Annotated in this window: 14 protein-coding genes, 1 other RNA gene and 1 pseudogene; 4 read left to right on the top strand and 12 right to left on the bottom strand. The window is 54.1% G+C overall.

Translation table 11 applies throughout. The features are described 5' to 3' along the window. Positions 1-4: 4 nt before the first annotated feature. Together ykgO and FDX14_RS03330 are read right to left on the bottom strand one after the other, a co-directional pair. On the bottom strand, positions 5-145 hold the full coding sequence (gene ykgO, locus FDX14_RS03325; protein ID WP_005125190.1) for a type B 50S ribosomal protein L36: 141 nt from the start codon (positions 143-145) through the stop codon (positions 5-7). Position 146: 1 nt separating this feature from the next. Next, positions 147-407: a type B 50S ribosomal protein L31 gene (locus tag FDX14_RS03330; protein WP_038638331.1), complete on the bottom strand. Its 261-nt coding sequence runs from the start codon at positions 405-407 to the stop codon at positions 147-149. A 187-nt stretch (positions 408-594) separates the two neighbouring features. Here FDX14_RS03330 and pdeB point away from each other — a divergent pair, with 187 nt between their 5' ends. Further along, positions 595-2,148, top strand: coding sequence for a cyclic di-3',5'-guanosine monophosphate phosphodiesterase PdeB (pdeB, locus tag FDX14_RS03335; protein WP_042310056.1), 1,554 nt, complete (start codon positions 595-597; stop codon positions 2,146-2,148). Between the two features lie 51 nt (positions 2,149-2,199). Here pdeB and FDX14_RS03340 read toward each other — a convergent pair whose 3' ends face one another. Both FDX14_RS03340 and yczE read right to left on the bottom strand, forming a co-directional pair. After that, positions 2,200-2,553 carry a DUF1428 domain-containing protein gene (locus FDX14_RS03340; protein ID WP_042310059.1) on the bottom strand — a complete coding sequence of 118 codons (354 nt, stop codon included), beginning with the start codon at positions 2,551-2,553 and terminating at the stop codon, positions 2,200-2,202. A gap of 64 nt (positions 2,554-2,617) precedes the next feature. Next, positions 2,618-3,247, bottom strand: a complete 630-nt coding sequence (yczE, locus tag FDX14_RS03345; protein WP_137348991.1) for a membrane protein YczE — start codon at positions 3,245-3,247, stop codon at positions 2,618-2,620. Between the two features lie 87 nt (positions 3,248-3,334). Between yczE and yczR the strand changes: the two genes are divergently transcribed. After that, complete coding sequence (gene yczR / locus FDX14_RS03350; protein ID WP_137348992.1) at positions 3,335-4,762, top strand: MocR-like transcription factor YczR; 1,428 nt, start codon at positions 3,335-3,337, stop codon at positions 4,760-4,762. A 59-nt stretch (positions 4,763-4,821) separates the two neighbouring features. Here the strand turns inward: yczR and FDX14_RS03355 are convergent, their stop codons facing one another. The 3 genes from FDX14_RS03355 to ffs all read right to left on the bottom strand — a co-directional run bounded on the left by FDX14_RS03355 (position 4,822) and on the right by ffs (position 5,539). Continuing rightward, positions 4,822-5,040 (bottom strand): hypothetical protein, encoded by a 219-nt coding sequence (locus FDX14_RS03355; protein WP_042310063.1) that lies wholly within the window; start codon positions 5,038-5,040, stop codon positions 4,822-4,824. Next, entirely contained in the window at positions 5,037-5,288 is a 252-nt protein-coding gene (locus tag FDX14_RS03360) for a hypothetical protein (RefSeq protein WP_038638313.1), read from the bottom strand. The genes FDX14_RS03355 and FDX14_RS03360 overlap by 4 nt, the downstream gene beginning before the upstream one ends. Positions 5,289-5,442: 154 nt before the next feature. Continuing rightward, an RNA gene (gene ffs, locus FDX14_RS03365) (signal recognition particle sRNA small type) lies at positions 5,443-5,539 on the bottom strand. Positions 5,540-5,623: 84 nt separating this feature from the next. Between ffs and FDX14_RS03370 the strand changes: the two are divergent. Continuing rightward, a pseudogene (locus FDX14_RS03370) lies at positions 5,624-6,013 on the top strand (MGMT family protein). 31 nt (positions 6,014-6,044) lie between these two features. Here FDX14_RS03370 and FDX14_RS03375 read toward each other — a convergent pair. Beyond that, on the bottom strand, positions 6,045-6,614 hold the full coding sequence (locus FDX14_RS03375; RefSeq protein ID WP_042310078.1) for a YbaY family lipoprotein: 570 nt from the start codon (positions 6,612-6,614) through the stop codon (positions 6,045-6,047). A 211-nt stretch (positions 6,615-6,825) separates the two neighbouring features. Between FDX14_RS03375 and tesB the strand changes: the two genes are divergently transcribed. After that, on the top strand, positions 6,826-7,686 hold the full coding sequence (gene tesB, locus FDX14_RS03380; protein ID WP_042310080.1) for an acyl-CoA thioesterase II: 861 nt from the start codon (positions 6,826-6,828) through the stop codon (positions 7,684-7,686). 72 nt (positions 7,687-7,758) lie between these two features. Here the strand turns inward: tesB and amtB are convergent, their stop codons facing one another. The 4 genes from amtB to FDX14_RS03405 form a co-directional block, all read right to left on the bottom strand. Beyond that, positions 7,759-9,045 (bottom strand): ammonium transporter AmtB, encoded by a 1,287-nt coding sequence (amtB, locus tag FDX14_RS03385; RefSeq protein WP_042310082.1) that lies wholly within the window; start codon positions 9,043-9,045, stop codon positions 7,759-7,761. A 31-nt stretch (positions 9,046-9,076) separates the two neighbouring features. Continuing rightward, positions 9,077-9,415 (bottom strand): P-II family nitrogen regulator, encoded by a 339-nt coding sequence (gene glnK, locus FDX14_RS03390; RefSeq protein ID WP_006685697.1) that lies wholly within the window; start codon positions 9,413-9,415, stop codon positions 9,077-9,079. 218 nt (positions 9,416-9,633) lie between these two features. Then, on the bottom strand, positions 9,634-11,412 hold the full coding sequence (locus tag FDX14_RS03400; RefSeq protein ID WP_137348994.1) for a SmdB family multidrug efflux ABC transporter permease/ATP-binding protein: 1,779 nt from the start codon (positions 11,410-11,412) through the stop codon (positions 9,634-9,636). After that, positions 11,405-13,177: a SmdA family multidrug ABC transporter permease/ATP-binding protein gene (locus FDX14_RS03405; protein WP_061381564.1), complete on the bottom strand. Its 1,773-nt coding sequence runs from the start codon at positions 13,175-13,177 to the stop codon at positions 11,405-11,407. Before FDX14_RS03405 ends, FDX14_RS03400 begins: the two co-directional genes overlap by 8 nt. Positions 13,178-13,204 lie beyond the last annotated feature (27 nt).

Genomic DNA, 13,204 nt, shown 5'->3' on the forward strand with positions numbered 1-13,204 from the left:
GAAACTAACGTCTTTTTTTACGGCCCTGTACCGCTTTAAATCGCGGATTCGTTTTACAGATAACATACAAGCGCCCTTTGCGTTTCACTATCTGGCAGTCAGGGTGCCGCTGTTTTGCGCTGCGAAGCGAATTGAGTACCTGCATTTTAACCTCGCTTAGCGCCAATAAAATGACCAAAACGTTTCTGGAAGCGCGCTGCGCTACCTTCGTTATCAAAGGTCTTTTGTTTTCCGGTGTAGTACGGATGTGACTTAGATGAGATATCGAGAGTCACATACGGGTACGTTTTCCCCTCGAACTCAATCTCACGTTCGGTTTTGATGGTCGAACCGACCTTAAAATATTCATTGGCACTGGTATCGTGAAACACCACGGTACGATAAAAAGGATGGATATCCGGTTTCATGGCAACCTTAATTGTTACGTTATAACATAACCATAAAAATACACCACTCTTGTTTAAATCACAACCTGATTTACGCTACGGACAAACAAACGGGATGATAAGTGGCCCTAAATATATGATGCCAATCGAATAGCTTTTTCGGCTTTCAGATATACTTTCCTTACGCTGTGTTAATAAGGATATCATTGTGACAACACGACATCTGATAAGCCTGGTAACCGGGGTGCTGTTTCTTTCTATTCTCGCGCCCGTAGGTTTAAGCTTGTGGCTGGCACATCGTCAGGTCGAAACAAAATTTATCGATGAACTCGATATGTTCTCAACACGAGTCGCATTGCGCACGGAACGCGTCGGCGAGCAGGCCAGGAAAGCATTACGCCACATAGAATCCTTTCAGGGGGTGCCTTGTAGTGACGAGCATCTGCTGGAAATGCGTCGCTTGTCATATAGCTATCGCTATATTCAGGAAGTGCTGTATCTCAAAGACAATGTTCCGCAATGTTCATCTCTGGAAAAAAACAGCCAGGCTGCCGCATTTCCACCAGCAATGAAAGTCACGCCGGATGGATATCGCGCATGGCTTACTACGCAAAATGATTTGGGCATCAAGCGTTTTATGGCAGCTTTAGGTAGCGAGCATTATGTTGTGATGGTCGATCCGGGCTCCTTTATTGACGTCATCCCGTTTGGCTCATGGCCGATAGAAGTCACAATCATTGGCACCGCACGCAACGTGGTGGTTGCCAGTAGCGCCGCGCTGCCATCAGACGTTTTGCAACACGTGAAACAAGAACATTCGATCACTCATTTTCAGAAAGGTAGCAGTATTTTTAATGCTCGCCCCTTCCCCGAACTGGGCATCACGATCGTCACCTGGGCATCTACCCTACCCTTACAAAAAACCTGGCACCGACAGGCCCTGATCTGGGTCCCGGCAGGGATTATCATCGGCCTGCTTACCGCCGCCTTTATTCTGCGCATTTTGCGCCGCTTACAGTCCCCCCATCACCAGTTGCAGGATGCCATCCAGAATCGGGATATCAAGGTCCATTACCAGCCGATTATCTCACTCACAACGGGAAAAGTGGTCGGGGCAGAAGCGCTGGCCCGTTGGCAGCAGGCCGATGGGAGCTATTTGTCGCCCGAAATTTTTGTCGCGATGGCGCAGGAGACCGGACTGACAAAACCCCTCACGCGTTTGATAATTGAAAGCGTATTTGACGATTTAGGAAAATGGCTGCGTCAACATCCGGATCAGCATATCTCCATTAACCTTGAGTCAGCCGATCTGGCTTCTGAAACGCTTCCCGCTCTGTTAGGCCAGAAGGTAAAACACTGGCAGCTTAAGCCAGCGCAAATCGCGCTGGAACTGACCGAACGCGAGTTTGCCGATCCGAAAAACAGCGCGCCGTTTATTGCTAAATATCGTCAGGCGGGACACTCAATATACATCGATGACTTTGGTACCGGCTATTCCAGCCTGAGCTATTTACAGGATCTGGATGTGGACATCCTGAAGATAGATAAATCCTTTGTTGATGCCCTGGAGTACAACAACGTGACGCCGCATATCATTGAGATTGCCAAAACGCTGAAGCTGGAAATGGTGGCAGAAGGTATCGAAACTGAAAATCAGGAAGCCTGGCTACGACAACATGGCGTGCAGTATGGTCAGGGCTGGCTTTACAGTAAGGCACTGCCAAAAGCGGAATTTATTCTGTGGGCTGAAAAACGGCTTTAACAGGGCTGTTGATGTTGAGATGGCTGGCGGCACGCCGCACAGCCAGTCACATCACTCGTCCATAATGGGCGCAAATCCACCGTAGATCATTCGCTTGCCATCAAATGGCATAGATTCACCGAATTCCTTCATACGGGGATCGGACATCATCTTCTGATTCGCCGCATCGCGGACCTCTTTGGATGGGTATTCAATCCAGCTGAATACCACCTCTTCATGATCCTGCGCTTTCACTGCCATGCGAAAATCGGTCAATTTGCCGTCGGGGACATCATCAGCCCAGCACTCCACCACGCGTAATGCGCCGAACTCCTTGAAAAGCGGAGCTGCTTTTGCCGCCATCGCAATGTACGCCTCCTTATTTTCAGCGGGTACGGCAACCACAAAACCATCAACATACTTCATGAGAAAAACCTCCGAAGTTTACTGCGCGGCAAGCCGATTCTGGCCGCGTCAGTCGAGGTTAAGTTTAGTCGCCAGCGGACGATCGTGCCCCAGACTCACTCCTGACACGAATGCGCGACTGTGGCTGATGGCGAAACCACGGCAGGCAAATCTGAATTAACGGCCCAATAGCCAGCGCATACAATACCGTGCCCACCCCCACGGTCCCCCCCAACAACCAACCGATAAGCAACACTGACACTTCAATGGTGGTGCGAATGCGTCGTACCGGCCATCCGGTACGTGCGTGAATACCGGTCATCAGACCGTCCCGTGGGCCCGCGCCAAAACCAGCGCCAATGTATAAACTGGTGGCTAATGCATTCAGTATCACCGCCATCACCAGCAGGCCGCTGCGCGCCAGCAGGGATTCAAATCCCGGGATCACTACCAGCGCGGCATCTGCAGCCAGCCCAATCATAATGACATTGCTCAGGGTGCCAAATCCGGGACGCTGGCGTAGCGGTATCCACGCCAGCAGCACCAACACGCCTACGACAATAATCACCACGCCGATATTCATCGACAGTAAATTGGCCACGCCCAGGTGAAATACGTTCCACGGATCGGCCCCTAAATCGGCACGAACAAACATGGCCGTCGACACACCGTACAGCGCCAGACCGATATACAGCTGAAGTAAACGACGCAGCATGCTTTTTCCCTCTCACTCTCAGATAGCTTTCATCTTCCCCGTAATTGGCACTATGATTAATGTCCAGTTTTCAAAAAGTGGACTGCTATGTCATCTCGCCGTTATGGAAGTCAGTCTTTGCAGCGCCTGCTCGGCCACTGGCAGGAAAGCCCTTCGCGAACGCCCCTCTGGCGACAGCTGGCAGAAGCGCTACGTCTATTGATTCTCGATGGTCGTCTGGCGCTGGATAGCCGCTTGCCCGGCGAGCGTGAACTCGCTGCCGTTCTGGAAGTGAGCCGAACCACCGTTGCCAGTGCTATGGCACAACTGCGTGAGGAAGGCTATCTGGAGAGCCGTCATGGGAGCGGTTCACGGGTTATTCTGCCGGAACACATTCGCCATGTGCCAACGCGAACCAGCGCTGGCACTGCGCTTGATTTGTCCACGGCAGCGCTCAGTGCCGGTCCCGAAATTCATCAGGCTTATCAGCAAGCGTTGTTCGCGATGCCGCAACATCTGCTGAGTTCCGGGTATCTGCCGCAGGGGCTGGCAGCTTTACGTGAATCCATCGCCCGGCATTATTGCGAGCGCGGACTCCCCACGCAGCCCGATGAAATAATGGTGGTGAATGGCGCGGTCAGCGGTCTGGCGCTGCTCCTGCGTTTGCTGACAGGTCCTGGCGATCGCGTCGTCGTTGATCACCCCACGTATCCGCTGGCGATTGCCGCTATTCAGGGCGCGTCCTGTCGGCCTGTTGGCGTGTCGCTACCCGAGCAGGGTTGGGATACGGCCGGTCTGGTCGCCACCATCGCGCAAACGGCGCCCAGAATGGCCTACCTGATGCCAGACTTTCATAACCCGACCGGGCGCTGCATGGACGCCGCAACCCGCCAGGTTGTCGCAGATATTGCCGAAAGAACGCGTACCACGTTGGTAGTCGATGAGACGATGGTGAACCTGTGGTACGACGCCCCGCCACCACCGCCGCTTGCCGCGTTCAATCGCGATGCCCCAATCATTTTACTGGGTTCGGCAGGGAAAAGCTTTTGGGGAGGATTACGTTTGGGTTGGATTCGGGCTTCGTCACGAACAATTGCCGCCCTGGTACAAACCCGCGACACCTTCGATTTGGGCTCTCCGGTACTTGAACAACTCGCCACCCGTTGGTTGTTGGATAACGCTGAGCGCTTTCTGCCTGACAGAAGACGGTTGCTGACATCGCAGCGCGACCTGTGTTCCAGTCTGATGCATACACATTTCCCGGAATGGCAGTTTACCCAACCACAAGGAGGACTCTCTTTCTGGGTCGAACTGCCCGATACGCTGGCGACGCTCTTTGCCACGCGCGCCGAAAGCGCGGGGATTCAGTTAGGAACCGGTACGCGCTTCGGCCTCGATGGCGCATTCGATCGTTTTTTGCGCATGCCCTTCACATTGCCGGATGATACAGCACGCGCCGCCTTCAGGGTGTTGCAACCCATTTGGGATAACCTGCGTTTGCAAGCCAGCAGCGGGAAAATGCGCAAAATAATTTAAGCGACGAGCCAAAGGACTCGCCCTTGTATGCCGTAACGGACAAGGAAGTCCGGGCAATATTACAGCTGCGGAGGAACCGGAAAACCTTTCAGGGAAATCACAAAATTCTCACCGTCCTTCTTAATTTTTGCCCCGGCATCACACCAGTCGGAAGCAATACGGAAGAACTCATCGCTGCCGACATTCCAGCTCAGGCGAACATGTTTCACATAGCCGGAACGCAGCAATTCACAGGCTTCGCCGTAATTACAGGCGGTTGAGAGCGATTGTTGTTTCATTTTTTCTTCTTCAGTAATCTGCGCAATGCTTTGATTTCTTTAGGAGTCAGTGCGTCAACGACGGATTCTTCCGTATGCTGGCTGTCGATATCCTCAGCGGAGACTCCCGCCTCTTCAACGGCAGAAAATGCTATCAGCAGCAGCTTTTCCGTCGCGACACTTAAATTTTCATTATGCACTTCGGCGTAATGACGAAGTTTTTCTTTCAGCGCTTCATCAATTTTGACATTCAGTACAGCAGTCGACATTGTAAAAAATCCTTGTGATCGGCGACGGTAAAAGCGTCAAACAACATCCCCGAAACACATTGACAGCATTTGATGACAATAAAATGACGATACGGTGACAAAGAAAAGAAGATAAACAGAAAGGAAATTGCCGGACGGCAGAATTGGGTGGGGGCCCTGCCAGCTACATCCCGGCACACACGTCATCTGCCTTGGCTGCTTCCTTCCGGACCTGACCTGGTAAACAGAGTAGTGTTGCGGGAGAACCAACAGAGCCCCCATTGAGAGCGTTGTTAACCAACGCGCAGGCGCATTATCACTGCTGCACCCTGTAAATGCAACCCATCCAGCATCGGATGCTGTTTTCTTGCGCAATGCGACTTCACTCACTCGCCATTCAGGATTATGCTGAAGGATTAGCGCAGGAATAAATGATGGATATACAAGACACTTTCCCCCAACGCGTCTGGCAAATTGTCGCGTCAATCCCCGAAGGATTCGTCACTACCTATGGCGATGTCGCCAGACTTGCCGGATCGCCGCGCGCTGCGCGCCAGGTGGGCGGCGTGCTTAAGCGTCTCCCCGAAGGTAGTTCCCTGCCCTGGCATCGGGTCGTCAATCGCCACGGTGCTATTTCACTGACGGGCCCCGATCTGCAACGACAACGTCAGGCGTTGCTGGCAGAAGGCATTGTCGTTTCCGGCAGTGGGCAAATCGATTTACAGCGCTATCGCTGGGTGTACTAACCCTCTCCTCATGGAGAGGGTTACGACTGCCTTAATACTGCGTGGGTGCAGGAACGGCAGAAGACGGGGTCACCTGGGTTGGTGAGGTCGAAGGCACCGTGGTGGTTGCGCCGCCGCCAGCATTAAGCGGGACTGCGGTCTGCTGCACGGGAACCAAAGTCAGGTCGGCTTTCGTCCCACCCTGATTGATAACCGTCTGAACGGTATCGGTAATAAAGACCAGTTTGCCATTCACCGTAATTGCCGCACTCAGCAGAATACGCGCGTTGGGCTGAATATCTGCCGGGTTAAACGGTAATACGAAGCTGAATGGCGCTTGCTTACCTTCAGTACGCACCGCTTTTTGCGATAGCACTTTTGACGGCGCATCGGCCAGCGACGCATCCGACAGCGTGACGGTCAGCACCGCATCCGGTGGCAGGGCCACTTTCTGGCGGATCCATACCGTACCAGAGACATTGGGCTGCTGAATTTTAGACTGTGTGTCAGAAATTGACGTATTAGGGCTTGGCGCAGGTGTCTGAATATCTGCACTTTTATCGGCGCAGGCTGCCAGAGAGACTGCAACCGCTAAACCACTTACCATGTGCACGAGTTTCATTAAATTCTCCTTATCATCTATGCACCAGCGAGAACTTTCCTCGCCAGAAGAGTGGTTAACAAAAACATAACGTGATTAAGTGTGGCACAAGACAGCTGTTTTTGCCTGTAATAGGCCCGTAATTCAGACAATTGCACCCATCGGACCACTTTTAAAATTGCGTTATACTCTGCCTAACTCGCGCGACATCGATATCACCTGGAGAGCTCCTATGAGTCTGGCACTCAAAAATTTGCTGACATTGTTAAATCTGGAAAAAATTGAAGAAGGGCTCTTTCGCGGCCAAAGTGAAGACTTAGGATTACGTCAGGTTTTTGGCGGACAGGTTGTCGGTCAGGCGCTGTATGCCGCGAAAGAAACCGTTCCGGAAGAACGTCTGGTGCACTCCTTTCACAGCTACTTTTTACGCCCCGGCGATAGCCAAAAACCCATCATTTATGATGTAGAAGTCCTGCGTGATGGTAACAGCTTCAGCGCGCGCCGCGTTGCCGCAATCCAGAATGGCAAACCCATTTTTTACATGACCGCCTCCTTTCAGGCACCGGAAGACGGGTTTGAACATCAGAAAACGATGCCAGATGCGCCGGGTCCCGATGAGCTGAAATCAGAAACAGAAATTGCCCGCTCAGTGGCGCATCTTCTGCCACCGTTATTGAAAGAAAAGTTCATCAACGATCGTCCGTTGGAAGTGCGCCCGGTGGAGTTTCATAACCCCTTAAAAGGTCATGTCGCACCTCCGACCCGTCAGGTATGGATCCGCGCCAACGGTCAGCTGCAAGACGATCTGCGCGTCCATCAGTATCTGCTGGGTTATGCCTCTGACCTGAACTTCCTGCCCGTCGCGCTGCAACCGTACGGGATTGGTTTCCTGGAAAAAGGGATTCAGATCGCCACCATTGACCACTCAATGTGGTTCCATCGTCCGTTCAATATCAATGAATGGCTGCTGTATAACGTCGAAAGTACTTCCGCCTCCGGTGCCCGGGGCTTTGTGCGCGGGGAATTTTATACCCAGGATGGCGTGCTGGTCGCTTCTACCGTACAGGAAGGGGTAATGCGTAATCGCAATTGATGCCTTATCCGGCCTACAGACTACATCGTTGTAGGCCGGATAAACGTTAGCGCCATCCGGCATATTGAGAAATCAGGCGTTGTAAGCGTTCTCGCCGTGACTGTTCACATCCAGACCTTCGCGTTCCTGCTCTTCTGGTACGCGCAGACCCACCGTCATATCTGCCAGTTTATAACCGATGAAGGCCACCACGCCGGACCAGACGATGGTAATCGCCACGCTTTCCAGTTGCACCAGCAGCTGATGCCCCATGGTCACTCCCTCAGCAAACCCCACGCCCCCCAGCGAGCTGGCGGCAAAAACCCCGGTCAGGATACAGCCGACAATGCCGCATACGCCATGAACACCAAACACGTCACACGGATCGTCCACGCGCAGAAAACGCTTCAACATCGTCACTCCCCACAGGCCCGCCAGACCGGCTACCACGCCAATAATCAACGCCCCGCCGACACCGATATAGCCACAGGCAGGCGTGACGCCAACCAGACCCGCAACGGCCCCAGAACAGGCCCCCAGCAAAGACGGCTTCCCGCGCAGCGCCCATTCCCCGAAGATCCACCCGAGGATGGCGGCAGCGGTGGCGACCACGGTATTGACGAAAGCCAGCGCAGCGATTTCATTCGCCATGCCCGCAGAACCGGCGTTAAAGCCAAACCAGCCAATGTAGAGAATGGCGGTGCCGGTGAAGACCATCGGCAGGTTATGCGGTTTAAAGGCTTCTTTACCAAAACCGACGCGTTTACCAATCAGATAAGCACCCACCAGACCGGCAATCGCTGCGTTGATATGTACAACCGTCCCGCCGGCAAAATCCAGTGCGCCGTGAGAAGCCAGCAAACCGCCGCCCCAGACCATATGGGCTATTGGGATGTAAGACAGCGTTAACCACACCACCACAAAAATCAGTACCGCCGAGAAGCGAATACGCTCAGCCAGCGCCCCAACGATAAGCCCAACGGTGATACAGGCGAAAGAGCCCTGAAAAGCAACGTGAATGTACTGGTAGAAGCTCCCCGTGACCGCCGTCAACGCGATGTTCTTCAGCAATACCCAGTTGAAGTTGCCGAAGAAATTATTCCCTTCGCCAAAGGCCAGTGAGTAGCCATAAACCACCCATAAAATACAGACCAGGGCAAATGTCACCGTCACCTGAGTCAGCATCGACAACACGTTCTTACCGCGAATCAAACCGCCGTAAAACAGCGCAATGCCAGGAATGGTCATAAACAGCACCAGCGCGGTACAGATCATCATAAAAGCGTTATCCGCTTTGTCCGCGACCGCCGGTGCCGCCATCGCCAGTCCCGGCAACAGCGCCAGTGAAGCAATACCTGTTTTCATCGTTGCTATCTTCATTTTTTGGTTTCCTATCACTGTGTGCCAGACGTTACAGTGCGGCTTCGTCAGTTTCGCCGGTACGAATACGAATCACGCGTTGCAGCTCGGCGACAAAGATTTTGCCGTCGCCAATTTTTCCGGTGTAGGCCGCCTTGCTGATGACATCGATCACTTCATCCAGTTGGTCATCGGCAATCGCCACATCAATCTTCACCTTGGGCAAAAAATTGACGCTATATTCAGCCCCACGGTACAGCTCGGCATGACCTTTCTGTCGGCCAAACCCCTTCACTTCGGTGACGGTCAGCCCCTGAATACCAATAGACGACAAGGCTTCGCGGACGTCTTCCAGTTTGAACGGTTTGATTACCACGGTAACCAGCTTCATAGATCCCCTCCAGTCAGAATTCAGTAGTGGCTGCAGATACACCAGATGAATACTGCAAGGGGTGTGCCAGGAATGAAAATGGCAGGATGGTTCGGGCTAACCGAGGGGCGTTGGGGAAGAAAAAGAAAAAACGCACTATAACGGTGCATAGTGCGTTACATTTTTGCACCAGATTGTTGATTGCCGTCCGGCCTACGATACCGGGTTGGTCTCAGCTATCAGGCAATAATGGAATCCTCTTGCGTACTGGCTGCCAGCTCCTCGCCCGCCAGCTGCAGTTGATACATCTGCCAGTAACGGCCTTGTGCCGCCAGTAATTGCTGGTGCGTACCTCGCTCAACCGCCTGTCCACGGTGCAGCACCAGAATGGTGTCCGCATCGACAATCGTCGATAAGCGATGCGCAATCACCACCAGCGTGGTGTGTTCACGCACCGCCGCCAGCGCTTGCTGAATCGCCTGTTCCGTGCCGGAGTCAATACTGGCCGTGGCTTCGTCGAGGATCAGTACCTGCGGCGTTTCAACCAACACCCGCGCCAGCGCCAGCAGCTGTTTTTGCCCAACGGAGAGATTATTGCCCTGCTCGCCCAGCCGGGTATGAATCCCCTCGCTCAGGCCGCGCGCCAGCTCCGCCAGTTGCACGGTCTCCAGCGCCTGCCATACCCGCGCTTCTGAGATATCGCGGCCCAGCGTGACGTTTGCCAGGAAGGTATCCGCCATCACCACCGGATCCTGCTGCACCATCGCGATGCCCTGGCGTAATACACCATGGCTCAGCGAAGACAGCGGTCTCCCATCAAGGCGGATTTCCCCCTGCGTCAGCGGGTAGTATCCCATCAGCAGGCTGGCCAGCGTACTTTTGCCGCTGCCGGTGTGCCCGACCAGGGCCACAAAGCTACGCGAAGGCACGGACAGACTGATGTTTTGCAGCACCAGATTATCGTCACGATAGGCAAATGAAACGTTATCCACCTCAATGTCTCCGCTTTTGAGCGGGCGATCGTCTTCACCATAGCGTTGACGTGGCCCATCCATCAATTCGAACACACGTTCACCGGCGACAACCGCCTGCTGCAGCATTGACTGCTGGGTTGTCAGCTCGATAAGCGGCTCGTTCAACCGCCCGAGATAGCTAATAAACGCATACAGCACACCAACCTCGATGGAGCTGCCAGAGGTAAAGCTGAACAGCATCAATAAACCGCAGAGGATCAGCGCCGAGAAAAGGCTAAGCAGCGGACGCAGCAAAAAGCCATCCAGGCGCAGGGTCTGCATCCGCGCCATATAGTGCGAACGGCTGGCCTCGCCCATTCTTTCGCCAAATCGCGCCTGCTGGCGGAACTGCTGGATAACACTCATGCCGTTGATGACTTCGTTAAACCCATCGTTAATATCCGCCAGATAAGCGCGCACCCGGCGCACAATCGGGGTGCTGTAACGTTGATAAATCACCATCACCACCAGCACCGCCGGGAAAATGATCATCGCGACCAGCGCCATGCGCCACTCCAGGCTGAACATCGCCACCAGCATCGCGCCGATCAAGGCCGCACTGCGCAGAACCGTTGCCACAACCGTCACATACAGGTCACGAATCACTTCCGTGTCATTGGTCACACGTGAGATAAGCTGCCCGACGGGCTGAGTATCAAAGGCGCTGAGCGGCTGGCGCAGCGCAGCGTCCATGACATCAGTGCGCAACTGTTGCACCACGCCAACCGCCGCCTGATTAAATAACAGTGACTGCGCATAATGCAGACCCGCCGCCAGCAGTTGCAATCCCACATACGCCGCAACCAGCCCGGCGACCATCGCCAGCGGCAGGTTGTTTTTCGCCACCATGTTATCGATAAAATAGCTAATCAGCAGCGGGCCGCTGACTTCCGCCGCAGCCGCCACCCACAGCATGACTACCGCAATCGCCAGCGGTTTTCGCCATGGCGAACCGTACTTCAGCAGCCTTTTCAGGGTCGGCCATAGTTGCCCAAAACTACGCATTAGCCGCCTCCCCGTTTATCTCTGGCGCATCGGACAGCGCCGCTTCCAGCTGCTGATAACGGTACATATCGCGATACCAGCCAGGCTGCTGCACTAACGATTCATGTTCACCGCGCTGAGCAATATGCCCATGCTGCATCACGATAATCTCGCTGGCTTCCGTCAAAGCCGATAAACGGTGAGCGCTGATAATCACGGTTCTGCCTTCGCCCCACTGGCGCAGGTTATGCAGGATCTGATGCTCGGTACGACCATCTACTGCCGACAGCGCATCATCCAGAATCAGAATTTCAGCGTTCAACAGCAGCGCACGGGCAATAGAGATTCGCTGTTTTTGCCCACCGGACAGCATCACCCCGCGTTCACCCACCTCGGTGTCATAGCCCTGAGGAAGACGTAAAATATCCTCATGAACGCTGGCAAGGCGCGCCACATGTTCGATCTCTTCCTGCGTGGCCTGCGGGCGTCCTAAGGCGATGTTATTGGCGACGGTATCTGAAAACAGGAATGGCGTCTGGCTAACCACCGCCAGTCGGCTGCGCCAGCTATCCAGCTGTAAGCGCGTTAACGGGATATCATGAAAGCGCACATCGCCCTGGGTGATATCAAAATGACGCTGGATCAGCGACAGCACCGTACTTTTTCCCGCGCCAGTCGGACCACAGATGCCCAGCATCTGTCCAGGTTTAAGCTGGAAATTCACATTTTCCAGCGCCGGGTGGGTGGTTTGTGGGTAGCAAAACTCGCGAATCGCCACCGCCAGCTCGCCGCGTCCTTCCGGCACCGGTTCAGTACCGTCATCCACCACCGGCGCTTCAGCCAGCATGGCGCGAATTCGGCTATACGCGGCGCTGCCACGTTCGACGATGTTAAACATCCAGGCCAGCGCCAGCATCGGCCAAATCATTAGTCCGAGATACATCATAAAGCTGGTCAGTTGGCCGAGCGTCAGCGAACCGTGCACCACCATCCAGCTTCCCCCGGCAATCGCCAGCAAGTTAGCCATCCCAATGGCGATATAAATCGTGGGATCAAAGCGGGCGTCAATGCGCGCCACGCGCAGGTTTTTCTTACCGGTGTCTTCAGCATCTGCGGCAAATAACGCTGACTGCCGATCCTCCAGGCCAAAAGCCTTGATCATACGAATACTGGTCAGACTTTCCTGAGTACGATCGTTGAGGCTGGAGAACGCCGCCTGCGCCAGCTTAAAACGGTGATGGAGTCGATCACCGTAACGTTTGATCATTAACGCCATCACCGGCATCGGCAGTAGCGCAATAAGCGTCAGTTGCCAGCTTATCTGCGTAGACATCACGATCAGCACCGCACATCCCATCACCAGCGAATCCACCAGCGTCAGCACGCCTTCGCCAGCGGCAAACACCACCCGATCGACATCGTTGGTGGCACGCGCCATAAGATCGCCCGTACGGTGACGCAGATAAAATTCAGGATGCTGGCGACTCAACTGACGGTAATAATCTTCCCGCAACTCAACCGCCAGTTGGTAAGATGCGCCAAACAGCAGCACGCGCCAGACATAGCGCAGCAAATAAACCACCACGGCAATCAGGGCAATTGTCCCCACCCACATCAGCAGCCGCTCGGTGGTGAAGCGTTGAGTCGTCACGCCATCCACAATGATCCCGACCACTTTCGGCGGAATAAGCTGAAGGATAGCGATGATGATAAGCAAGGCCACTGCCCCGAGGTAGCGACGCCACTCCCGGCGGAAGTACCAGCTTAATTGAGCAAATAATCGCACGCGTTATGTCCTGACAAGATTTCCGGC

Origin of the sequence: Citrobacter sp. wls710 (assembly GCF_005281115.1) — a bacterium.
Classification (GTDB): Bacteria; Pseudomonadota; Gammaproteobacteria; order Enterobacterales; family Enterobacteriaceae; genus Citrobacter; species Citrobacter werkmanii.

Bases quoted from the DNA above. Each gene is read 5' to 3' on its own strand.
- glnK (WP_006685697.1), bottom strand. From the start codon at position 9,415: ATGAAGCTGGTTACCGTGGTAATCAAACCGTTCAAACTGGAAGACGTC.
- FDX14_RS03400 (WP_137348994.1), bottom strand. From the start codon at position 11,412: ATGCGTAGTTTTGGGCAACTATGGCCGACCCTGAAAAGGCTGCTGAAG.
- FDX14_RS03355 (WP_042310063.1), bottom strand. From the start codon at position 5,040: ATGAAACAACAATCGCTCTCAACCGCCTGTAATTACGGCGAAGCCTGT.
- amtB (WP_042310082.1), bottom strand. From the start codon at position 9,045: ATGAAGATAGCAACGATGAAAACAGGTATTGCTTCACTGGCGCTGTTG.
- FDX14_RS03360 (WP_038638313.1), bottom strand. From the start codon at position 5,288: ATGTCGACTGCTGTACTGAATGTCAAAATTGATGAAGCGCTGAAAGAA.
- FDX14_RS03340 (WP_042310059.1), bottom strand. From the start codon at position 2,553: ATGAAGTATGTTGATGGTTTTGTGGTTGCCGTACCCGCTGAAAATAAG.
- yczR (WP_137348992.1), top strand. From the start codon at position 3,335: ATGTCATCTCGCCGTTATGGAAGTCAGTCTTTGCAGCGCCTGCTCGGC.
- tesB (WP_042310080.1), top strand. From the start codon at position 6,826: ATGAGTCTGGCACTCAAAAATTTGCTGACATTGTTAAATCTGGAAAAA.
- ykgO (WP_005125190.1), bottom strand. From the start codon at position 145: ATGCAGGTACTCAATTCGCTTCGCAGCGCAAAACAGCGGCACCCTGAC.
- FDX14_RS03375 (WP_042310078.1), bottom strand. From the start codon at position 6,614: ATGAAACTCGTGCACATGGTAAGTGGTTTAGCGGTTGCAGTCTCTCTG.
- FDX14_RS03330 (WP_038638331.1), bottom strand. From the start codon at position 407: ATGAAACCGGATATCCATCCTTTTTATCGTACCGTGGTGTTTCACGAT.
- yczE (WP_137348991.1), bottom strand. From the start codon at position 3,247: ATGCTGCGTCGTTTACTTCAGCTGTATATCGGTCTGGCGCTGTACGGT.